This window comes from Paenibacillus solanacearum (assembly GCF_910593845.1).
In the GTDB taxonomy this organism is placed as follows: Bacteria; Bacillota; Bacilli; order Paenibacillales; family NBRC-103111; genus Paenibacillus_G; species Paenibacillus_G solanacearum.
Genome location: NZ_CAJVAS010000007.1, coordinates 178,636 through 201,403 on the forward strand (window position 1 = coordinate 178,636; position 22,768 = coordinate 201,403).

At 55.8% G+C, this 22,768-nt stretch carries 19 protein-coding genes; 6 read left to right on the top strand and 13 right to left on the bottom strand.

Going from position 1 to position 22,768, the window contains the following annotated elements:
• Positions 1–21: 21 nt before the first annotated feature.
• On the top strand, positions 22–1,287 hold the full coding sequence (locus tag KXG62_RS10915) for an MFS transporter (RefSeq protein WP_246627390.1): 1,266 nt from the start codon (positions 22–24) through the stop codon (positions 1,285–1,287).
• A 179-nt stretch (positions 1,288–1,466) separates the two neighbouring features.
• Here KXG62_RS10915 and KXG62_RS10920 read toward each other — a convergent pair whose 3' ends face one another.
• The 5 genes from KXG62_RS10920 to KXG62_RS10940 all read right to left on the bottom strand — a co-directional run bounded on the left by KXG62_RS10920 (position 1,467) and on the right by KXG62_RS10940 (position 6,644).
• Positions 1,467–2,231 (bottom strand): MgtC/SapB family protein, encoded by a 765-nt coding sequence (locus KXG62_RS10920; RefSeq protein WP_218091983.1) that lies wholly within the window; start codon positions 2,229–2,231, stop codon positions 1,467–1,469.
• A gap of 20 nt (positions 2,232–2,251) precedes the next feature.
• A complete protein-coding gene (locus KXG62_RS10925; RefSeq protein WP_246627391.1) occupies positions 2,252–3,289 on the bottom strand; it encodes a CehA/McbA family metallohydrolase in 1,038 nt (345 codons plus the stop codon).
• Entirely contained in the window at positions 3,255–3,752 is a 498-nt protein-coding gene (locus KXG62_RS10930; RefSeq protein WP_218091984.1) for a hypothetical protein, read from the bottom strand. The genes KXG62_RS10925 and KXG62_RS10930 overlap by 35 nt, the downstream gene beginning before the upstream one ends.
• Positions 3,749–5,068 carry a hypothetical protein gene (locus KXG62_RS10935; RefSeq protein ID WP_218091985.1) on the bottom strand — a complete coding sequence of 440 codons (1,320 nt, stop codon included), beginning with the start codon at positions 5,066–5,068 and terminating at the stop codon, positions 3,749–3,751. The genes KXG62_RS10930 and KXG62_RS10935 overlap by 4 nt, the downstream gene beginning before the upstream one ends.
• 427 nt (positions 5,069–5,495) lie before the next feature.
• Positions 5,496–6,644: a GNAT family N-acetyltransferase gene (locus KXG62_RS10940; RefSeq protein WP_218091986.1), complete on the bottom strand. Its 1,149-nt coding sequence runs from the start codon at positions 6,642–6,644 to the stop codon at positions 5,496–5,498.
• Positions 6,645–7,204: 560 nt separating this feature from the next.
• Here KXG62_RS10940 and KXG62_RS10945 point away from each other — a divergent pair.
• Positions 7,205–8,251, top strand: a complete 1,047-nt coding sequence (locus tag KXG62_RS10945; protein ID WP_218091987.1) for a YheC/YheD family endospore coat-associated protein — start codon at positions 7,205–7,207, stop codon at positions 8,249–8,251.
• Positions 8,252–8,413: 162 nt separating this feature from the next.
• Positions 8,414–8,995 carry a pyridoxamine 5'-phosphate oxidase family protein gene (locus KXG62_RS10950; protein ID WP_218091988.1) on the top strand — a complete coding sequence of 194 codons (582 nt, stop codon included), beginning with the start codon at positions 8,414–8,416 and terminating at the stop codon, positions 8,993–8,995.
• Between the two features lie 316 nt (positions 8,996–9,311).
• Here KXG62_RS10950 and KXG62_RS10955 read toward each other — a convergent pair whose 3' ends face one another.
• On the bottom strand, positions 9,312–10,157 hold the full coding sequence (locus tag KXG62_RS10955; RefSeq protein ID WP_218091989.1) for an AraC family transcriptional regulator: 846 nt from the start codon (positions 10,155–10,157) through the stop codon (positions 9,312–9,314).
• 387 nt (positions 10,158–10,544) lie between these two features.
• Here KXG62_RS10955 and KXG62_RS10960 point away from each other — a divergent pair, with 387 nt between their 5' ends.
• Positions 10,545–11,849: an ABC transporter substrate-binding protein gene (locus KXG62_RS10960; RefSeq protein ID WP_218091990.1), complete on the top strand. Its 1,305-nt coding sequence runs from the start codon at positions 10,545–10,547 to the stop codon at positions 11,847–11,849.
• 8 nt (positions 11,850–11,857) lie between these two features.
• Positions 11,858–12,862: a ComEC/Rec2 family competence protein gene (locus KXG62_RS10965; protein ID WP_218091991.1), complete on the top strand. Its 1,005-nt coding sequence runs from the start codon at positions 11,858–11,860 to the stop codon at positions 12,860–12,862.
• A gap of 1,084 nt (positions 12,863–13,946) precedes the next feature.
• Here KXG62_RS10965 and KXG62_RS10970 read toward each other — a convergent pair.
• Both KXG62_RS10970 and KXG62_RS10975 read right to left on the bottom strand, forming a co-directional pair.
• Positions 13,947–14,156: a tautomerase family protein gene (locus tag KXG62_RS10970; protein ID WP_218091992.1), complete on the bottom strand. Its 210-nt coding sequence runs from the start codon at positions 14,154–14,156 to the stop codon at positions 13,947–13,949.
• A gap of 7 nt (positions 14,157–14,163) precedes the next feature.
• Positions 14,164–15,432 (bottom strand): YbfB/YjiJ family MFS transporter, encoded by a 1,269-nt coding sequence (locus tag KXG62_RS10975; RefSeq protein WP_218091993.1) that lies wholly within the window; start codon positions 15,430–15,432, stop codon positions 14,164–14,166.
• 134 nt (positions 15,433–15,566) lie between these two features.
• Here KXG62_RS10975 and KXG62_RS10980 point away from each other — a divergent pair, with 134 nt between their 5' ends.
• Complete coding sequence (locus KXG62_RS10980; protein WP_218091994.1) at positions 15,567–16,472, top strand: LysR family transcriptional regulator; 906 nt, start codon at positions 15,567–15,569, stop codon at positions 16,470–16,472.
• A 147-nt stretch (positions 16,473–16,619) separates the two neighbouring features.
• Here the strand turns inward: KXG62_RS10980 and KXG62_RS10985 are convergent, their stop codons facing one another.
• The 5 genes from KXG62_RS10985 to KXG62_RS11005 form a co-directional block, all read right to left on the bottom strand.
• Positions 16,620–18,755, bottom strand: a complete 2,136-nt coding sequence (locus tag KXG62_RS10985; RefSeq protein ID WP_218091995.1) for an LTA synthase family protein — start codon at positions 18,753–18,755, stop codon at positions 16,620–16,622.
• Positions 18,756–18,927: 172 nt separating this feature from the next.
• Positions 18,928–19,785 (bottom strand): phytanoyl-CoA dioxygenase family protein, encoded by an 858-nt coding sequence (locus tag KXG62_RS10990; RefSeq protein ID WP_218091996.1) that lies wholly within the window; start codon positions 19,783–19,785, stop codon positions 18,928–18,930.
• Between the two features lie 112 nt (positions 19,786–19,897).
• On the bottom strand, positions 19,898–20,761 hold the full coding sequence (locus KXG62_RS10995) for an AraC family transcriptional regulator (protein WP_218091997.1): 864 nt from the start codon (positions 20,759–20,761) through the stop codon (positions 19,898–19,900).
• 203 nt (positions 20,762–20,964) lie between these two features.
• Positions 20,965–21,867 carry a DUF6528 family protein gene (locus KXG62_RS11000; protein WP_218091998.1) on the bottom strand — a complete coding sequence of 301 codons (903 nt, stop codon included), beginning with the start codon at positions 21,865–21,867 and terminating at the stop codon, positions 20,965–20,967.
• 28 nt (positions 21,868–21,895) lie between these two features.
• The gene (locus KXG62_RS11005) at positions 21,896–22,732 is read right to left on the bottom strand and encodes a sugar phosphate isomerase/epimerase family protein (RefSeq protein ID WP_218091999.1); all 837 of its coding nucleotides are present in this window, start codon (positions 22,730–22,732) and stop codon (positions 21,896–21,898) included.
• Positions 22,733–22,768 lie beyond the last annotated feature (36 nt).

Genomic DNA, 22,768 nt, shown 5'->3' on the forward strand with positions numbered 1-22,768 from the left:
ACATGCAGGCAGGTGAACCTAGTGAATATTCGAAGCGCCGGAGCCCGGCTCGTCAACAATCATTTTCATGCGCTTACTCATAAAAATTACCGTTATTTCTGGTTCGGCCAATGCGTCTCCCTCATCGGCACCTGGATGCAAAACATCGGGCAATCGTGGCTCGTGCTTACGCTGACGGGATCGCCTTTTTTACTGGGTCTGGTCGGTACGATCCAGTTTTTGCCGATTACGTGCTTCTCGCTGTTCGCGGGAGCGCTCATCGACAAGTTTCCGAAGAAAAACATTCTGCTCGTCACCCAATCGATCTCGATGGTGCTCGCGTTGACACTGGCCGTGCTCGTCTTCACGGATACGATCAAGTACGGCTATGTGCTCACGGTCGCGTTCCTGCTCGGTCTCTCCAATACGATCGATATGCCGACGAGACAGTCGTTCAATATCGAGATTGTCGGCAAAGAAGATTTGATGAACGCCATTGCGCTCAACTCGACAACCTTTAATCTCGCGCGGATCATCGGCCCGTCCATCGGCGCCGTCATGATGGCCTATCTGGGAGCTGGCTGGTGCTTTCTGCTGAACGGTCTCAGCTTTATTGCCGTCATCTACGGATTGACGCGAATTCAGGCGGTTCCTTACGTAAGGCAAAAGAAAAAAGACGTCGGCATCCTGAAGGAAATTAAGGACGGCATCCAATATATCGCAAGGGACCGGCTGCTGGCGCAAACGCTGCTGCTCGTCACGATTATCGGCACGCTGGCCTACAACTTCAACGTGTTGATCCCCGTGTTCACCCGAGACGTACTGCATTTGGACGAAAAAGCGTACGGCATGCTGATGTCCTGCCTCGGCGTCGGATCGCTGGCGGGAGCCCTGACGATGTCGTTTCGCAGCAAGCGTGGGCCGAAGCTGGCGCAAACGATCATTTGTTCGGTCGTGATTGCATGCTTCCTGTTTTTGAACGGATTGACCGGATCGGTCTATTTGCTCGGCTTGTCGCTGGCGGCAACCGGATTCGCCAACATCCTGTTCTCCACCAACTCCAACTCGCTCCTGCAAATGCATGCCAAGGACGAGTACCGTTCGCGGGTCATGAGCGTCTACTCGCTCGTATTCGCCGGCTCGACGCCGGTCGGCAATCTGCTTATGGGCTTCATGGCAGGAACATTCGGGGCAGACGGCGCCTATTTGTGGAGCGGGGTTCTGTGCCTGATTCCTTGCCTGCTGATCATTATTGCGTTCCGATTCAAAAAAACAGCCGCAGCGCAGCCCGAGAGCGCCGGAAGCTGAATGCCCGAATCCATCCTCGCTTCAAAAAAAGAAGTTCTTCCGGCCGGATTACATTCCGCCGAAAGAACTTCTTTTCTTATATGCGCCATGCGGTCTTCCCACGGAATCCCGATTGCCGTACGGCCCTAAAAGGCCCCGACATCCTCAACGGATGCCGGGCTACCCGGGTACTGGCACCCCTATATCGCCTTGTTGCGCGCTGCGGCGCCGGCGGCCGACGCCAGCTGGCCGCTCTTGCCCGCTTCCGTCCAGCACACGAACTCCAGCGAATTGATTTTGTCCAGCGCATGCATAAACTTCTCCTGGTCCTGCGCCTTCAAGCTGAAGTTCAAATGGACCGTTGGCCTCGTTTCGCTGCCGGCTTCGGTATCGGGCATCATCTTCACGTTTACAATCTGAATGCCCTGCTCTCCGAACAACGACGCGATCGTACCGAGCACCCCCGGCTTGTCATGCGCTCTGACAATGACTTCCTGATTGCGGCGGTTACGCAGCAAATGCCGTTCCCACTTGTTAAGCAGGAACAGGCTGATCAGCACCATCAGCGTGGCATAGAATGCCGGAAACAAAAAACCGGCGCCTACACACAAGCCAATGGCCGCTACGACCCAGATGGAAGCCGCCGTCGTCAGACCGCTGATGACGGAACCGTTGCGCAGAATCGCCCCCGCGCCAAGAAACCCGATGCCGCTGATGACCTGCGCCGCAAGACGCGCCGGGTCGACGCGCACGTTCAGTTGATTGACGAATTGGGAAAAACCGTAAATCGATAAAAGCATAATCGTCGCGGAGCCGAGACATACGAGAATATGCGTCCGAAAGCCTGCCGCATGATTGCTCCATTCCCGCTCCAAGCCGATCAGACCGCCCAGTACGGCGGCGATCACCATCCGAAGCAGCAGCTCGCCGTGCGTGATGAACCAAATGTTTGATACTACATTCATGCTGCACACTTCCTTCAAGTTCAATAGATGTCAAAATAAATCGGGTTCGTGAATCCGATCATCGTATGAACGCCATGCATGACGCCGTACAGCTCTCCGCGAACCCAGCTGACGCCGCTTACGTCGACTTCGCTGGCCGCCTCCGGGCGTTCGCGGGACAGCTCGCAAGCCGCAAACACGCCCCGATTGCTGTTCAAGCGCAGCTCGACCGCCGGCTTCTGCAGCTCCCACAGCCCGTCACGCACCGTAAAATCAACGGCGAGCGAGGCAATGACCACTGGCCGCAGTCCGTCTTGCGGCCGTCCGAGCGCTTCGCCGATGACTGCGGCGCCGCTCCCGTCTTCCGTGCGCACGGACACAAGCGGAAGCGGGCCCATCGAGATGGACGCAGCTCCCCTGCGCAGCGCATCTACCGCCGCACCAGGAAGCGCCCGCGTTGACGAGCTGTCCGCTTCGCCGGCTATCCCGAGGAAGGTGGCCGATACCGGTTCCGCGACCGGTCCCGGGACATGCCAGTCTCTGCCGCTGGTGGCGGCGATGCGGTACCCGCGGTTCAGCAAATCGGTCCATAAGGCAAACGCCCGCGCGTTGTTGCGTTGAATCGACGGAAACAAACCCGACCATACTTCAATATAATCGATTTCCCGCCAATCCGATACCTCGAATTCCCAAAAGCAGCCGGTGCACATCGGGCTTCCGACGCGGAACGGATGCGCGATGCCGGCCAGCCCGCCCTGCCGGTGTACTTCCTCGATCCCGCGATGCAGATGAAACGGGCTCAGATTGCGCCAATCGACATACTCGCGAATCCCTAGCGTTACCATATGCCCGAAGAACGTCGTCCATTCCAGACCGGGAATAATGCCGACGCCGGTTTGTCCGCTGACTGTCTCCTTGTCCGCAAGACCTGTCATCGTATTATGATCCGTCAGCGCGATGCCGGCGAAGCCAAGCGCTCTCGCCCCTTCCGCAAGCTCCAGAAGCGTCTGCTTGCCGTCGCTGTGAAACGTGTGCGTGTGCAGCTCAAATGGAAGCCAGCGCAGCATCGGTTCGTTCATCGCCGTCTCCCCCTTCCCATACGTGAAGCCGGTAGCGGCATGTTTCGGTTACGATGCAGTGCAGCGAGATCGTGATGCGCAGCTGGCCGCGCGGCAGCGGCCCGGGAATGAGGCCCGGCGACGCTTTTCCTGACGCAATGACAAGATGCTGCTCCGGATCATGGCGATGCCCGGCTCCACGGAAGCCGTTCTCGTCGTCGAACGAGAGCGTCATTAAATTTTTGAGCGGCAGGTAGCTTTGCCAGTTGCTCATGTAGGACGCTTGGGACTCCGGCAATATATAGCGCTGCAGCCCTTCGTCGATCAGCGATTTCGCCTTCTCGTCGTCCTCCAGCGTCTTCGGTTCATAGGCGAATTCCGCATGCAGCTCTTCGATCGTATCTCGAAGATGCACCGTATACGTAATATGGCTCTGCGAGCATCCGGACGTCACCGTCCCTCCGACTTGAAGCAGCGTGTTCATCGCCCTTCCCCCCGCCACAGCGTCTGTCTCGGCTGCGCCTTCGTCACCGTCACCGGGGAGTCGCTGCGCACAGCGGGCTGCGGCAAATAGTCGGCGTCCAGGAACATGGCTTTGAATTCCGGCACGACGACCTGCTCCTCGCCTCCGGGCAGCCATACGGCGCATATTTCCTCGATGTCCGCGTAGCCTGTTCCCGGCGGCAGCTTCACCGTCGTGGAAAACTGCGAATAAGGCCCGTCGTAGGCGCAGCGGAAGTTGCCGTGCTTCAAGTCGCCGAAGCTGCCTGAGAACCAGCCGCTGACGCCTTTCAGCTTCACCTGGATATCGATGGACGTCTTCACCTTCGGATCGATCGTCTGCTTCGCCGTTTGCACATAAAGGTAATGACGCAGGTCCGTCAATTGAAACGAATTAAGCACGTGCGGCTGCTCCATCGGAAACTGCCGCAGCATCTCCCAAGCGGTCACCTGATATGTAAATGGAAATGCGTCCATGACCCGCTCGCGGGGCTCGCGCTCCGGGCGCCAGCGGTGAATCGGCGGGAACAGAAACCGGTATGCCGACGTTACCTCGTCGTGCACCATCCCGTTGGCCGTCGCCACTTGCAGCACCGGATGCCCGCCCATCAGCGTGTTCCCCCGGTGCGCGGTCGTCTTGTGATGCGGTCCTTGAAACTCCGCGTGACGCACACTGCCGTCAGCATCCACAAAGACGCGGTACACCCACTCGATATCGGTCGTCCGGCCCCACTTGCTCATCAGCAGCGGCGTCGGCGTCCCTTCGTCCTCATGGCTGAACATGATCTGGTATTCGATCATCCGGCCGTCTTCGCGCGGCTCTTCCCAATAAAACAGCAGCAGCGGCGTATCCGTATACCGGCTGTCATGCGGGCTGTACAAGTTGCGCCCGTACAGCACCGGCGCATGACGGTAAATCTCGTATAGCTCGGAATCGACGCCGATCCGCAGCAGCTCGACGGAATCGATAAAAGCTCTGCGAACCTGGGGAGAAGACAGCTGCTCGCTGAATTCGAACCGCAGCCGATATGCCCCCGGCTTCAGAGCCCCTAGCAGCCTCGTGTACGTCAAAGGCCGATCGCCGTAAAACAGCACGCAATCCTGATTATACTCGCCGTTCAGCGTCATTCGCAGCACAGAAGCCTCGTTATCGGCGATGCGCCAGTCGCTTTCCGAACGCGCGGTCATGTTCATTTCCACGAAACCCGCTTGGCGCAGCTCGAACTCCGCCTCCAGCGCTTCCCCTGACCGAATCTCTTTCCATTGCAGCCCTGTTAACGATAAAATGCTTTCCTTCATGCCTTGTCCCTCCGCATGGCGTCATTCACGGCGCGAAACGCGCCTCTTCTCCCCATTCGTTCGAAAAGGAGCGTTATTCCTCCGTGAATGCGCTGTCTTTGTATGGCTACCCTTACCCTATGGGCGCGCACAATATGCTTCCCGCTGCCGGACCGGCGGTGGAGACCCGATCCTGGCCCTCCGCCGGCGTCCGATAAAGCGGTTCGTGTAAACGCTCGCATTATATGATAGCTGTCATTCCCGCAGCTCATCGGTCTGAGCGCTTCCTGGAGAACCGGATACGCGATACCGATTGATGCAGCGGGACTGTCACCACCACGATTGGGTAAGCGGTTAACCATCCCATTACCGCTAATTCTAGTTACGGGCAGCGGAGTTGTCAACCGCAATTTTTCCGATCCATGCAAAGATGCAGAAAGGCCGGCATTCAAACGTAATTCAAATTGTTCGGGTTCACGAAAGGCAGCGGAAACAGCTTCGCAAGCAGCGGGCCAAGCGTATCTCCCGCATGCCAAGGCGCTCCGCCGAACAGCAGTGTCAACACCCCTCGGGCGTCGAGCGTGATCCATTCTTCGCCGCAAGCGATGCGGTACTGCCCGTCGCCATGGCGCGTGCAGCTCAACTGCGCTGCAGTCTCCACTCCCAACTGCTCCTGAATGTAAGGCACGAGCGACTGCCATACAGAAGTCAGATCGGTCACGCGAATCGTTCCCGGAATCGGCTCGCACCGCAGCGCAGCTCCCGACGACGCCAGCGCTTCGCCGAGTGCGCTGCGTTCTCCCCCCGCGGAAACGCGAAGCCGCTCCAGTCGATGCTGTTCCATCACATCTCGCAGCAGCTCCAGCACCGCCTGGTCGGCGCCGGCGTACTCGATCACGAACGGGGTCCGGCCCGGTTCGTGATCACTTGGCAAGCCATATACGACATAGGCCAGCGTCTCTTCCCCGCTTCGTCGAACGGCGATCCGCTGCGTCATCGCGCCGTTGCTGCATACGGCGGCCCCGCGAATCAGCCGGGCAAACTGTGCCTTCGTCCGCACGTAGCGGGCAGGCCCGCTGCTCGCGATGCGAAGCATCGGCTCAAGATCTCTCGCTTCGACGTAATCCATCGTCTCGGCCAGACTGGCCCCGTGCCCAGCCGCCTGACGGGCTTGTTCCGCCGTAAGCGTAAATTGGCGGATCAGCCCCGCCTCATAGCAGCCGTTCCTGCGGTAAAGCGTCCGGTTGCCGGACACGAGCAGCAAGTGAACGTCCTCGCGCTCGCACTTCTCGATCGCCATTCTGACCAGCGAGCCGGCGTAATCTTTGCCCCGATGGTCCGCATCCGTACAGACGGAGCCCATGCTCAGCACGCGAAGCGTGCATCCGGCGATATGAATTTCGGACGGCAGCAGACCGACGACCGTCACGATCTGGCCGGATTCCTCCGCAACCAGCATATTGCCGGCATTTTCCTCCGAGAACAGAAGCGAATACGCCTCGCCCATCGACGTCTGATACGGCTTGCGGAAGACGCGGTCCGACAGCGCGACCATGGCAGGAATATCTTCAGGGCGCGCACTGCGAAATTGAACCATCCATATCCCCTCCTGAATGAATAAATAAATAAATAAATAAATAACAACCCGCTGCAGCATTCGGTACTCGGCTCTCGTGCGGCTGTGCCGCTTGCGATAGTGCGATAGTGCGGTAGTACTCCGATGACTGAGCCGACAAAATAAATAGGTTAAGCGCTTAATCTCTATTTCGAATACTTACTTCGCTTAGCCGCATTCCAATATTTTACTAGAATCCGCTTGCGAACGGAAGAAGCAAAACAATAAAATTTTCGGGTCGGTGAAGGCACGGTCCATCAGCGCTCCGCCCGCTGAGCCTCTTCCCTGCGCCTATGACCCGCCCTCTCCCGGCAGCGTAATTTCCCGGCGTACACGAATCCCTAGCGCACGTTGCGGTGCTCCGCGGTAGTCGGTCGAACCCCACGAGGGAGTGCTTATCCGCCCGATTCGGCACGCAGCCTATTTTAGGTTCACTCTACTGGCATTGCACTATCTTCCCCGGCCCAATCCTCATGATTCGTATCCCCATTGCGGCTCTGGCTGCGTATGATATGGTACGACTCTGACTGTGGGGGATAACGATGAAAAGCATAGGAATCTTGGTTGACGACCGGGTGTTCCGCAATTTGCGCAAAAAACGCACGGGCACCGAAAGAATACCGCTCTACAACAAAGCCGCATCGGCCTGCGGCGTCAAACCGGTCTATCTCAGTCTGAACCATATGAACCCGGGACAAGGCACGGCGTACGGCTGGACGTACGCTCGCGGAAAGTACGTGTACGGCAAGGTGCGCATACCCCGCGCCATCCATAACCGCACCTTCCCGAGCTCCGGCCGGTCCAGAAAAAACTTGAGCCGGCTAAGCCGCATCTCCTATGTGTTTAACGGCTGCAACCGTTACTCCAAATACCGCATTCATAAGATGCTGAAAAGCGCATTCAGCGCGAACCTCCCGCGCACGGCCAACTACTCCAAGTCCAACCTGAAGCGTATGATGAAAAAGTTCGACAGCCTTTACGTCAAGCCTCAAAAGGGCAGCGTCGGCGACGGCATTATGAAGCTTTCGCGGAGCGGTAACGGTCGATGGGTGGCGCAGCTGCCAGGACGGAAGCATGCGGGGACGAAGGAATCCGCGAGGAAGATCGTTCACCAGAAGGCCAAGCGGAAGCCGTACTTGATCCAGGAAGGCATCGCCCTGGCCAAATACAAGGGTAAACCGTTCGATATTCGAGTCAGCGTTCAGCGGAGCGGCGACGGGAACTGGCATGTCACCGGGATCGTCGGCAAGGTAGCGAGAAAAGGAAGCCACGTGACGAATCTGGCCCGCGGCGGCAAAGCGAAGAAATGCACCTCTTTGTTCCGATCGCTTCCCCATCCGCAAAGTGCCTCCGATTCCGTCAAGCAACTGTCGCTGCGGATCACGAAATTTTTGAGCAAGCGGCTGCACCGGCTTGCGGACGTAGGTCTGGACATCGGGGTGAACCGCAAGGGGAAGCCGTATTTCATCGAGCTCAACTGCCGTGACCAGCGGTACAGCTTCATGAAGGCGGGAATGGGGTCGACTTTTTACGATTCTTACGCCAACCCGGTCCGCTACGGCAAATATGTGCTGAAACGGCGAGGCTGAGCAGGAACGCTTGTCTGTCTCCTTGCCGCCGGACTTCACGGATGCAGCGAGACAGTTATAGGCATAGCCTATAGGTTTGTGCGGAAATATATACTTCACAAATCCGGAACGATATCCCATAATGAAGCCATTCCATAAATCCATAGCGATGAGGTGGTTTGCATGGGAAAGCAGTTTCCGGCGATGCTTCCGGAGCATGAAGCGTTTATTAAGCAACAGCGCATTTTCTTTGTCGGCTCAGCGATGGCGGAAGGCCATGTCAACATTTCGCCCAAAGGGCATGACGTCTTCCGCATCTTCTCGCCCACAGAAGTTGCGTACCTCGATTTGACCGGCAGCGGCAACGAGACGAGCGCGCATTTGACCAAGCAAGACCGCATCACGCTGATGTTCATGGCATTCGAAGGAGCGCCGATGATCCTGCGTCTTTATGGTAAAGGGCGCGTGATCCTGCCCTCTACGCCGGAATGGGACCGCCTTATTCCGCACTTCGAACCGCTCCCCGGCGCCCGCCAAATCATTTATGCCGACATTCACACCGTCAAAACGTCCTGCGGCTTCAGTGTCCCCTTCTTTTCGTACGAGGGCGAGCGCGAGACGCTGTTGAAATGGGCGGCACAGAAAGGCGAACAAGGACTGGATGCATATCACCGCGAGAAAAATACCGTCAGCATGGACGGCGTCGTTACGCCGCTTGGCCAGCAGCTCGCGTCTTCCAGCCGCTCCGGCGAAGGCACGGACTAGCGATAGAACCGGCTTGTATCGTTCGGATGGCCTTGGACGAACCGCAGCTCCTTCATGAAGCGGCATTCCCGAAGACGTTTTCCTGACCGCCGCACCGGACGAGTCGCGGTTATGGGGGAGCGTCTTTTTTTATGCGCGAACGCACCCGCATTCTCGCCGATCTGAGCGACGTAGCGGGAATGCAAGGCATATGACGCAGCACGGCCTTGCCATATCGCTTCCGAATCTCCATCTACGTCCTTATCACTTTTTCCATCCTTACGTATCCTCGATTGCTCCCATCTTTACGCGTCCTGTCCCCGTTTCCTGCCGATGCTTATTCCCGCCTGTTATGGAAACGCTTGCGGAAATCGCCTGGCGTTACGCCCTCTATCCGTTTGAACACCTTGATAAAATAACTCGTGCTTTCGTACCCGACCTTTCCCGCCAGCTCCCCGATGTCCAGATTCGGCTCGCGGTGCAGCAGCTCCTTGGCTTTGCTCAGCCGCACCCCGGTGATGTATTCAAACGGTCTGAGGCCCAGCGTCATCTGAAACAAGACGCATGTATGCTGCGGGCTGACGGACAGCCTGGAAGCGAGATCGTTCAATGTAATCGCTTCATTGTAATGGCTTTCAATAAAGCGCAGGGCAGGCGAAAGCTGCTCGAAATATTGCTGCTTGGAGCGCAAATCGACGTTCGTACCGTAGCGGTACAAGTCGACGATAACGGTATAAATGATCGACGAGCATTTGACGCTCTTGAGCGGCTCGGTCGAGTGAGCGGTCGTATGCAGCTCGTACAAATGCTTGAGCAGCGGGTCGGGGCTTGCTACGGTGATGATCCGCGAGCTGTTGAATTCGAGCGAACGCAGCATTTCGCCGACATACGTGCCATTGAACGCCATCCAGCGCACTTCCCACGGCTCGATCTGCGGATAATACCGGTGCGGCACATCCGGAAACAGCAGCATACCCTGTCCGGCCTCGACCGTATATTTTTGTCCGTTCATCTCAAGAATGCCTTGCCCGGACGTACATTGGATCCATTGATAGTCGGGAAATCCGTCCGCCCGTTCAAGCGGATATTGATTGCTCCATTTTCCCACGCATGTCAAATAGACCGGCAGTTTTTTCTCCAGATCGGTGATGGTCATGTAGACATTGCCGTACCGAATTTCCATGCCAAACCCCCATCTCTTAAAATAGTTACATAAAACGAAAATCATTAGATTGATTATAAGCAATAGTAAAATATAATCTATTCATATAGTAATATAGCGATTCATGAATACGCAAGATCGGACGGAAACCGGGACCCCCGATCACTATAAAGACGTCTGGACTAAGCGGTTACAATCCATGCCAACCGAGAGATTGAAATGGCCTGATTTCCTGCGCTAATGCTGCATGGGAATGAAGGGCTACCGCTTACTACGAAGATGTCGTCCGCAAGGTTCCACATCTTGAGGCTGCGCACGTGGGATCGTGCGATAGGAAGACCATTTCGTATCGGTGCTATTCCGAGCAGCCAAGATGAATTTTCATCCATTTAGGGGGATTGACTTCTCGTGAGAACGAAAATGAAAACGACTTTAACGATTATGCTGACCGCCGCTATGCTGGCCGGTTGCGGTAAATCCGGAGGAAACAGCGGCGCGGCTGCTGGGGACAAGCCCGGCGAGCCGGCCAAGCCGCTCGAACCGGTCACGCTCAAAATGTACCAGATTCAATCGCTTTGGACGGAGGCCGACTTCAATCTGCTGATCGCCGAACCCCTCAAGAAAAAATACCCGCACATCACTATCGAATTCATTCCGAAGGTGGATGTAGAGAAAGCGATGGCGGCGGGCGAGCAAATCGACCTCATCGCCGTGTGGAACGGCAATATGCCGTACTACAAAGATTTCGATCTGTTCGATAACATTACGCCGCTGGCCGAGAAGATGAAGTTCGATCTGGGCCGGTTCGACCCAGGCTCGCTCGATTCGATCAAAGCGCTGTCGGACAAGGGCGAGCTGATCGGTCTGCCGAATATGCTGCAATTCAACGCGCTCTACTACAACAAAGAAATTTTCGACCGCTTCGGCGTGCCCTATCCGAAGGACGGCATGACGTGGGAAGACGCCATCGAGGCGGCGCGCAAAGTATCCCGCTCCGACGGAGGCGTGGAATACCGCGGTCTCGATCCCGATTATTTGACGCGGCTGCTGACACCGCTCTCGCTGAACATCGTCGATGGAAAAACGAATAAAGCTTCGCTCGCCAACGATGCATACAAACGCGTATTTGAAATCGGGAAAAGCATCTATGATGTGCCGGGCAACAAGCCGAAGGATGTCATGAAGGGCAGCGCGCTCGACCGGTTTACGAAGGACAAAACCGTCGCCATGCTGTCGACGATCAACATTTTGGACCGATTGCGGCAAACGCCGGACTTGAATTGGGACGTCGTGCAGTTTCCGAGCTTCAAGGAGCGCCCGAATACGTACGGCATGTACGACCTGCACGTCATGACGGTTAGCAAGACAAGCAAAAACAAGGACGATGCGATGCGCGTGCTGGAGGTGCTGTTCTCTGATGAGGTACAGCTGCTGAGCTCCAAGACGGCGGGCAAGCTTCCGGTCATGAAAGATCCGAAGTTTAATGCCGCTTATTTGCAGGATACGCCAGAGCTGAAGAACAAACAAATCCAAAGCATCTTCAAGAGCAAACCTGCCGCCGCACCGGCTTACTCCATGTACTACAGCAAAGCCCGCGGACTGCTCGTGAACAACTTCGTCGATTACGTGAACGGCAAGAAAGACGTCAATACCGCGCTTCGCGAATCGGAAGAAGCGATCAACAAACTCATTGAGTCCGAGCAGAAAAAATGAGGACGCGAATGAATAAGCAGCTATTCCATCTGCTTCTCGTACTGGTTCTGCTGGCGCTGGCAGCGGGGTGCGGCTCGGCCGCTCCCGCCTCCTCAGCCAGCTCCGGATCGGGCAGCCCGGATAAGGCGGCGATGAGTGCCGAGCAGCGTAAACAGGCAGTCTTTGCAACCGCGCCTTACAAAGGGTTGCTGACCGTGCGCTATCTGGATTTGCAGAATAGCGAAGCGAGCGGCGACAGCATCGTCATTCAGTCGCCGGACGGCCAGACGATGCTGATCGATGCAGGCATTCCCGCCGTCGGGCTGCAAGTCGTCAGTTATTTGACCCAGATGGGCGTCGAAAAGCTGGACATCGCCGTCAACACGCATCCGCACCCGGATCATATCGGCGGCTTCGAGAGCGTCTTTCGCTCGAAGCAAGTCGATCAGTTTTACCTGTTGAACCTGCGCCCTGTCGAATGGAGCTCGTATACGAGCGCAATCGCAGCCGCCAACGCCAAAAAGGTAAAACAAACTTTTCTCGAAGCAGGCATGGAATTCCAATTGGGTAAGGACGTCCACATCAAGGTTCTCAATCCGCAGAAAGGCGAGCTTCCGGGTTCGATCCGCAAATTTGAGCTGGACGAAGTGAACAATCCTTCTATCGTTCTGCTGATGACATACAAAAATACCCGGTTCTTGTTCACCGGCGACATTCACCGGGAACGGGAAGTCGAGCTCGTCGAGAAATACGGCGACCAGCTGCGCGCCGATTTCATGGATGCACCGCATCATGGGATCACCACGTCCTCGTCGCAAAGCTTTTTGCAGACGGTCGCTCCGAAAGTGTCCGTCATCAGCTACAACAAATTCAGCAATTTCAAGCAGTTGCTCAATTATCAAAAAAACAGCAAGAGCGCCTACGTGACCGCCTTGCACGGCAACCTGTTGATCACATCCGACGGAAAAGAGCTGCATGTGATCACCGAGAAGGATTATCCGTCTAAAGGCTCGGCAGAATCAACAGGTAAATAAACCGGCGGGCCATCAGCCCGTATGCGCTGTAACCTATGCCCGAGAAGCGGCTCAGCCGTTCTTGAAGGCAAGCCAGGATAGCTTCTTCGTCGGCTGTTGCCGATCGGATGGCTATCCTTTTTGTCATGATGTCCGGCCGTGCGTGGCTTGCGGGGGCCGGACCGACTTGCCAAGTGGTCTTCGGCTGTGCAAGTCGGTGGGGCTGGTTCGTATACGTGGGGACGGGGGTTCCGAGGGCTGTTTCCTAGCACTGGAGGACACAGAGTTCCGTGATTCTTTCTCCCAGGAGCCAAAGGGGAACTCTCCTACTTCTTTCCTCCCGGTGGTCGCTGAGGATAGCTCTGCCTTCTTCGTTCTCCCGGGGGGACGGAGGACTGCTCTCCTTCTTCTTTCTCCCCGAGGTCTGAGGATTCCTCCGCCTTCTTCGTTCTCCCCGAAGTCGGAGAATAGCTCGCCTACTTTTTCTTATGAGAGCCGGATAACGGCTCTCCCCGCTTCTTTCTCTTGGGGGGCACTTAAAGGGGGGGTGTTTGGAGTTAGTTGGTTCGTTCAAACTATTAATACGTATATTCCCATTGTTTTCGCCCGAAAGTTGCTATTTTACCATTCTAATAGCCTTTCAGAACAATTTAAAGCCCTTGCCCTCCGAATAGTTGCCCTAGCACCACTGCGAGTATAATCCGGTTGTTTTGTGTCCGATTTAGACGGTATTGTCCAATAATTAGTTGGATTCGTCCAACTATAAAATGTGTGCAGCTCGTAACAATATTAAACTGACTCTACTAACGATATTCTCGCCCGCCTTCTCAAGCACGTGTTCGCGCGGGCTGCGCACTTCTCACTTGACCCAGACGGTTCAAATACAGGGATACCAAAAAAACAACCCTCCTGCCTCCACAACGATCTGTGAGACTGGAGGGCATTACGCTATAAGCTTTGATTTGTAAATGGCCTTGTCTTTAACTGTAAGGAGGATTTCGTAAACAAGTGCACGCTCCGATGCTATATGCAGCAAATTGGGACGACGAACTTATTCGAATCGTATCCTCGTACGCTCGCACGCTAGGACTTGTCGCGCGGCCAATCACTCGCCGCGTTGTCTTCTGACCGCTACCGTCTCGCCGCCGATCCCATAATTGTCCATATCGATTTCGTCGATTACGACGACCGTCGTTTTGGGGCCGCGGCCCAGTACTTCCTTCAACAGATCGGTAACGCCTTGAATCAGGCGCTGCTTTTGCTCCGGGGTGATCGGTTCCTGCTCTTTCGTCACTTTAATATTAACATAAGGCATGCGTTTCTCATCCTTTACTTGTTTTTGGATGGTTCGAAGCCATTGCGCGGCCTACGGCAAGGCATAACATCCCGCAGGCCAGCGCGAATGCGGCAAAAAGCAGCGAAGCATTGTAGCCGCCGAAATGCGTAATGAAACGGCCGGCGATCGCAGGCCCGAGCATTTGGCCGATACCGTAAACGAACGTCATATAGCCGATCACCTGACTGCTGCGGCTCGGAAGCAAATTGCGGGCTTCGGAGACGGACAATGTCGTAATCCCCATGAACGTTGCGCCGAACAATACGGCTCCGAGCAGCGCGCCGGCCGCGTTGAACATGAAGACTGGCAGAACGACCCCGATGATTTGCGCCAGGAAGGCCAAATATAACGCGGTGACGTTCCCTGTCTTCCCGGCGATCTTGGCCCACATGACCGATGAAGGAATCGCCGCCGTTCCGACCAGCACCCAGCTTAACGCGCCGAGCGCGCCGAACGACGGAATCTCCTTCACAATCGCCACGAGGAAGGTGCCGCTTATAATATATCCTAATCCTTCGCAGCCGTATGATGCAAGAAGCCAAGGAAGCAGCCGTCTGGCTTTCGCTCCTTCCGTCTCCCGAGCTGCCGTCTCGTCGAGCGTCCTCGAAGCTGCATTTGCCTGCGCCTTCGCTTCGAACGCGTTAGAAAATTCATTCGTCTCGCAAGTAGTCGTGCGTTCTGGCGAGGACACTTTATCCTCCAGCCACAGCCATGAGAAGCATCCGATACCGAGGGCAAAAATGCCAAGTCCGATCCACGCTCCCTGCCACCCGTACCGTTCGGCGAGGATCGGCACGACGATGCCGGAAACGGCAATGCCGATACCGACGCCGCTGTAGAGCAGGCCGGACCATCCGGGACGTTTGGCGGTTGCGAATGCATCGAGCGCAACGCTGGAGGCCAGCACAAAAATAAGGCCGCTGGTAACACCCGAAACGAAGCGCAGCAGCAGCCACAATGCATATTGTTCCGTCATCCCCATCGCCAGCGTGGTCAATATGTTGATGCCCAAAAAGGCTTTGAGGGAAGCGGATTTTCTGCTGCGCCAGCCAAGCGCCCCAGCCAGCAGCGCTCCAAGCAAGTAACCCAAATAGTTGGACGAGGCCAAATAACCGGCCAATTCGCCCGTGACGCCGGCTTCCTGCTGCAAGTAAGGAAGAATCGGGGTATAAGCGAACCTGCCGACCCCCATGGCGATGACTAAAGCCCCGATCCCCCCAATCAATATGCGTGTCGGCCGCAATTCGTAATTCATAAGAGATAAGCGCCTCCATGCCATGCGGATTTCGCGATTCTTCTTCATCATAATCATGTTATAGTATAGAGTAAAACGATATTTCCGAATACCAGCTATGCCAAATCACGATACCTGATATAAGAGGGGCGACCATGGATATCGACGATCTCAGCTTATTCCGCACCGTTGCCAAGCTCGGCAGCTTCTCCAAAGCGGGCGAGGCGCGGAACTTCGTCCAGTCAACCGTCACGGCAAAAATGCAAAAGCTGGAGCAGCATTTTCAGACGCCGCTGTTCCACCGGCACCGCTACGGGGTTACGCTAACATCCGCAGGCAAGCATCTGCTCGCGTACGCGGACCAGATTACACACATCTTCTCCGAAGCCGAGAAGACGATGATCGCTCCGGAAATCCCCTCCGGGCCGCTGCTGCTCGGTTCGATGGAAACGACCGCGGCCATCCGGCTGCCGGCGGCCTTGTCGGACTATCTCAACACTTACCCGGACATCGACTTGACCCTTCGCACAGGGACGACGGAAGCATTGATCCAAGCCGTGCTCAGCTACGAGCTGGACGGTGCTTTTGTAGCCGGCCCGGTACATCATCCCGAGCTCGGTCAGCTTCCCGTATTTGAGGAAACACTGGTGCTCATTTCGAAGCATCCGCTTCCCTGTAACGACGATGGCAAACTTGATTTGCGCAGCAGCAAGCTGCTTGTTTTCCGCGAAGGCTGCTCCTATCGAAAAAAGCTGGAGAACTGGCTTATCTCCGAGCAACTGACGCCAGGCGCGACGCTGGATTTCGGCTCGCTTGAAGTAATTCTTGGCTGCGTCTATGCCGGACTGGGCATTTCCCTATTGCCCCGGTCCGTGGTCGCCCGTGCCGAACAACTGTATGCCTTGTCGTGTCAAGAACTGCCCGAGGCATACGGCCGAGTCCCGACCTGCTTCATCCATCGCAAAGATGTGACTCCGACATTGGCCGTGCAGCTGTTTCTAAACATGCTGACCGGGGTAATAATTGACAAAGACGAGCCGCCTTCTATCAGAAAAGCCTAACTAGAAAGCAGCAGCTTGCGTCACGGTTTTTACGGGGTGACAAGCATGGTCCGGAATGCTTAGCGCAAAACGCGCGCAAGCTGTGGAACATCCGTGCTTCCAGCACCTCTGAACGCAAAAAAAGCGGCCCGTAAGCCGCTTTTCGCTTTATTTCACGTTCTCTTTCCTCAGCCCGCTGAATACAACCTGGTTGGGAACATACTCATTGGATTTGACGACTACGCTCTCCTTGGAATCCTTGACGACAATTTCGACTTTGAGCGGCGTGGATCCCGCGGCAGCCGCGGCCAGCTGCGGTGTCAGCACCGCGGATACCTCGTTCGTGTTGATCCAAGTCGACGCGACGGGCTGCCCGTTGATCATAACAATGCCGTCATGCGGAATGCTGCTGCCCTTGATTTTGAGCTTCGGCTCTTTTTCCGCCGTCTCCAGCTCGACGTTCTGCACATTCAGTTTCCCAAGTCCTAATACATAATTCGGGTTTTTAATTTTATCTTTCCAATCGATATAGCCGTACTGCTTGCCGAACATAATATCGTACTGCAGCTTCTCGTAGATTTTCATCTTCTCAGCATCCGGCCCGAGCGTCGAGAATTCATTTTTCGAAGGGAGCACCGGAACTCTTTGATATAAGTCATATAAGAAGTCCGTATAATAAGTGCCGGGTCTTTGGGCAAGCTTTAAAATGTAGGGTCCCAAGAACGACGTGCTCATGTCCAGTCGCTCTTTTTGCTCTTTGGGCAAATAATTGTTCCAAACCAGCACCGGAACGCGGTGCATCTTGTTCAGGAAATCCGGGTCATTCTCCTGCAAGTAGCCCGTATCCTTGTAGGCCTGGTAATCATCACCCAAACTCGGCAAATGATCGCCGAAAAACGCGATAATCGTCGGCTCCGGGCTTTTCTCGAAATGCGAGACCAGACGTTTCAGCATGTCGTCCGCGCCAAGCAAGCCTTGCGCATACGTTTCGAGCAAGCCCGCGGAATTTCCGGTTTGCCCTGTCACTTCAATCGTATTTTCCTTGAATTTTCCGGGATAATAATGATAATGGTTTTCCATCGTGTTGGCGAAAATAAATTTCGGGCCCGGCGTTTTCTCGCTCGTCTCGATAATATATTTGGCCACCGCGCGGTCCGCGATATAAGGCCCTTCGTAATCCGGCTCAAAAAATTCCTGCGGAATGTACTGGCCGAAACCGAAGTTTTCATACACGTATTTGCTGTTATAAAACCAGGAATGGAACGGGTTGATCGACGTAGCCGTATACCCTTGACGCGTCAGGATGCTGGCGAGCGAATCGATTCCTTTGTCAATGTACTGGTTGTACGGAATCGATCCTTGCGGCAAAAACGCCATCGAATTGCCTGTCAACACCTCGAACTCTACGTTGGCCGTCCCCCCGCCGAACTGCGGGGAAAGCATGGAACCGCTTGTATAATTGTCCATCAGCGTGTGAAAGAACGGCAGCGGATCTTTGCTGAACTTAATATTTTTAAGCTTGGTCGCATCGAAGAACGATTCGCTCAAAATGACGATAATGTTCGGCTTCGTTTCCCCCGGTACCGCTACGGCCGGCTTAACGTCCGACGCAAGCTCCTTGATAACTTTCTCGTCGTAACCGTCAGGCTCGTTCAGGAACAGAAAACGGATATTCATCAGCGTCGTCAACAGAAATCCGTTCGTCTTCACATTCTGCGTCTGATCCCAGGCGATGTTCTGGATATGAACGGCCTTCTTCAGCGATAACGTGCCGTCGCTATAAATGGATACTAACAGCAACGCCGATCCGATGGCGACGATGAGGCGCTGCTTCCACCTCAACCGCAGCGTCACGCGGGGAAGCTTGTACAGCAGCAGCATGCTGATCGCGATAAAACATATCAGACCAGAAATGACATTAAAATTTAGCAAACCGCTTACATATTGAGCCATGTCTTTCGTCTCGCTGGTCAGCAGCAAGTCCCACGGCAAAAAAGGAACGCCTAGAATACTTAGCTTGACTCCACTGATCAGCCCGAACGCCAGACAAATGCTCGCGATCAGCCAGAACGATGTGCGGAGACTTCCGATAATGGCCGTGAGCAGCAGCATAAACCCGAGAACAACCATCGCGTTAAGCACCGCTTCAGGTACGGCCGCCACCGTCCAATTCAACGCGGCTCCCCAGCCGCCGCGGCTTAATAGCTCGACCAAAAATACGATCCACAGCGACCACAATACCAAAGGCAGGCGGCGTACCGCTTTCATACCTTTGTGAAGAATGGCAGCCTGCAGTTCCCCCATAATTCCACCACATTTATTTTAAAATTTTTGTAAATTCCACATAAGTATATCATACTTTGGGCGGCGAACTAAAATCCTTTTTAAAGACAAAAAAACCGATGACCTCCAGGGGCATCGGGACGAATCGGGCTTCCATTATTTATTTAAGAAAGACTTTTTATGGGGGACGGTGTCAGCATTCCGCCTTTGTCATTTCGTTGGTGAACACCCGTTTATATTCCCCAGGCGTCATCTTGACGGCGGGTTCCGGCGCATAATGGAATTGCAGCGCTCTTCTGCGTTTATCCGACAAGTTCGGCGGGGTACCGTGATGCAGCAAACCGGAAAATATAAGGATGCCCCCAGGCTTCAGCGGTACCATCTCATCCTTGTCCACATCCACCACAGTGTCGCATAATTGCCAATCCCGTACCGCATAATGCGGTACCGGTCCGCTGCGATGTGAACGGGGAATGACGTGCATACAGCCGTTCTCCGGCAGCGCTTCGTCCAAGGCGACCCAAACGCCGGCGACCATCCGATCGTACGAGAAGCTGTTGTACGCCATGTCCTGGTGCCACGGCTTTTCGATCCCCGCGTCCTTCGAGGGCGGCTTGAGCAAAGCCTGGTCTTCGCAAAATCTCGGTTTGTCGCCAAACACCTTCTCCAGCACGCTCCAAATTTTCGGATGATAGCAAATATGATGCAGCGCGGGGCAATAATCGATGAATTTATGCAGCTTCCTTACTGCCTGCTCCCTCTCTTCCGGCGAATCGAAATCAGGGCTGTCCTTCCGTTCGTTGCGGCCGCGAAAATATTGAATTTTCGGTCCGGCGATACGGCCGTGAATCACGTCGTCGATGTCCTGAAGCGCCGCTTCGACTTCCTCCTGCGTCAACACTTCCTCAATGGCCACGTAGCCCAATTCCTTGTACGCGGCCGCCGTTCGCTCATCCGCTTCCTCCGGCGTGCGAATGCGGTGCGTCGCCGTTTTATCGAAGCGATACAGCTTCTCTGCAATGGTTTTCGGATCTTCGGCCGGGTTAAACATGTTCATTCCTCCTATCGCTGGATTGATTTCATCATAACCCGAACGCCAATAAGGAAGGAATGGATTGCGGCATACATTGATGTCCCGAGACGTATATTTTTCAAAACTCCGGCTACGGCGCTCTTCTCCGGTCGCCCGACGCAGGCTTCGCGGGACGCAGCTGCGCGATATAATGCGATGGCGACATGCCGTGCAGCGCCTTGAACCGTTTGCTGAACGCGTACACATCCGCGTAGCCGAGCTCCAGCGCCGCTTCGGTCACGGTCAGAGAAGACTGGGCGAGCAAATCCAGCGCGTAGTCGAGCTTGATCCGTGCGATATACGCCTTCAGCGAGCAGCCGGCATACCGTTTGAACAGCCGGCTTACATATTGCGGCGACATTTGCGCCGCTTCCGCCAGCTGCGGGATGTGTACGTCTCTCCCCTTTTGCTCATGAATCGACGCGATCACTTTCTTAATGCTCTGAATCTGCTTCGCCGACAGCCCGAGATGATCCTTGTCGCTCCAGTGCTGACGGTAAAGCATGACAAAAAAACGCTTCATTAAGCAGTCGAACTCAAAGTCCTGCCACAGCGAAGGAAACTCCAGCGCTTCCAGCATTTGCGATAGCATGCTCTCGGCCTGCACGTTATCGTTCATCTGCGTAAAACGCGGAAAAGGGAACGGGAACGCGCGGGTTTCGCGCGGCCTCGTATCCTCGATGTCGAAATGCATATAAAGCACGACCAGCCGGTCGTTGTCATCCTGCGTCGCTTTGGGCAAATCGCCGGGGCGCAGGACGACGCAGCTTTTGCGCGTCAACGGAAACAGCTCGTCTCCAAGCCGCATCACGCCTTTGCCGGAAACGACGTAGAAAATATCGTAATCGTGAAACGGCGTCTGGTGGTCCCACAGCCAGCCGGGCTCGCACGTTCGCTTCCCCCGGTTGCGGGACTTCACAAACCGCACATGCTCTAACGGATTTGGCGTATCCATCGCGTACGCATCGCCTCCTCGGTTCGGACGAAAGCAAGGTGATCGCGGGCGGGCAGACAGACAGGCGGGAGGCTTGAGAACGGCATGGGAGCATTCCCAGCACACGCAAGGCTTCGAGCAGCGCCCGCAACGCCTCGCAGCAGCAACGCCGTGCCGCTATGGCAGCTATAGCTATGTCCCGCCTTCTGCGCCAGCCGGCTCGCCTACTGGTATTCGGCGCTCCAGATTCGCGCCTTATAGAAAGCGCCTCCTTCTAACGAGAAGGATGCGTTCGGGTGATAGGTATGAACCGTATCCGTCGTCCACGCATACAGCCCGCCCTTCCGGGGCGCCGTTAGCGCGACTTGACCGGATCGCCGGTTGCCGATTCCTTTCACGTGCGCCCGGTTGATTTCGTCGGCGCCAGTGTATGTCGTCAAGAACGCTTGGGCTGACTTGGAGAACTGATAGACGGCCGTGTTCGTCGTAACCCACAGCTTGTCGGGATCGCCATATACGGGATAAAGATCATGCCCCCACAAGGTCGGCAGCCGGAATTTACGCTCCGCGTCTTCCGCCAGTTCCGGCTCGCTTGCCGTACCGCCTACGCGGAGCGCTACGAGCCATTCGTCCCCGACCGCCCACAGCACGCGCTCCTCCGGGTCCCACAAGACGCCGTGCGCGCCGGGCAGATCGCAATGCGCATGCTGCGCCGCATCAGGTCCCTGCGACGAAGCGTAGAGCCGCACCCAGCCTCCGGTGCTGGCCGCAATCGCGAGATTGCCGTCCGGCAGCAGCTCGACCGCATGCAGGTTGCCCGGAATGGTCTGCGACCATTGACGCGCATTACCTGCGGGGTAAGGAACGATCGCCGCCAAGCCGTACGAGTCGCACACGATCATCGATTCGCCGCCGAGCGCGGCGTTCTTTCGAAGCTTGACGTCGGACGGAAGCCCCCATCCTTGGGGCTCGTCGGTAAAGCCGTTCGAGGCATTCGGCGCCCAGGACCACTTGAGCGCTTCGGACGCGTTCCAGTCTTTCCCTGCGGGATCAAATACGAGAATGCGCCGGGACCCTTGATCCGTCACCGCGATCAGACGATCGTCGATGTATGTTGTATTATCCATCTCAGCAGCCTCCTTGCCGCCGGTCTGCTCAGCCTTTGAGCAGCGCTCCGGCTTCTCCGCGGTACAGCTTGTTCAACGCCTCCCGGTTGTCCGCCAATACGCGCGGGTCGGGGTTTCTTACTTCGTACATGAAGGCTCCGTCGTAGCCGGCCTGAACCAGCGCATCCAGTACCGCGCGCCAGCCGATCACGCCGTCGCCGGGCAGCCAATGCTTCTCGTCGTTGCCGTCGTTGTCGGAAATATGCGTCGTGACGATCCGCGAACCAAGCCGCTCGATAAACCGGTCCGGCGTCTCCTTGAACAGATGGTTTACATCGCAGCAAATGCCCAGGGCCGGCGCATCACCGACCAAATATTCCATCTCGTCCGCGCAGTTGCCAAGGCACGTGCGGGGCAAACATTCGACGGCAAGACGAACGCCGTACTTCACCGATTCCTCCGCCAGAACGCTCAGCGTTTCCTTGCAAATTTGCAGCCGGCGCGCGCGATCCTCCGGCGCGATCGGTTCCCAGCTCGGATGAAAGACGGCACGTCCGACGCCCCATTCCTGCGCGTAACCAAGGACACGCTTCACTTTATCGACCACGTCTTTACGCACTTCCGGGTCGAGTGACGATGGGTCCCAGTCCGTCCCGTAAGGAATATGAACAGACCACACCTCGAGACCGGCCGCCCGGGCCGCAGCGATTTTTGCATCGCACCGCGCTTTGATTTCCGGATCGAATATATTCATCTTTTGCCAGGTCAGCTCGATGGCCCCCAGACCCGCCGCCCGGATCTCGTTCATCTCAAGCGTCGACGCTATGCTCGTCGAAGTGCCTGTCATCCACCGTTCCGATCCACCGCCTGCATGCTGCTGTACCATTCCCGTTTCCTCCTCCGATTGCGATTGCAATCTTGA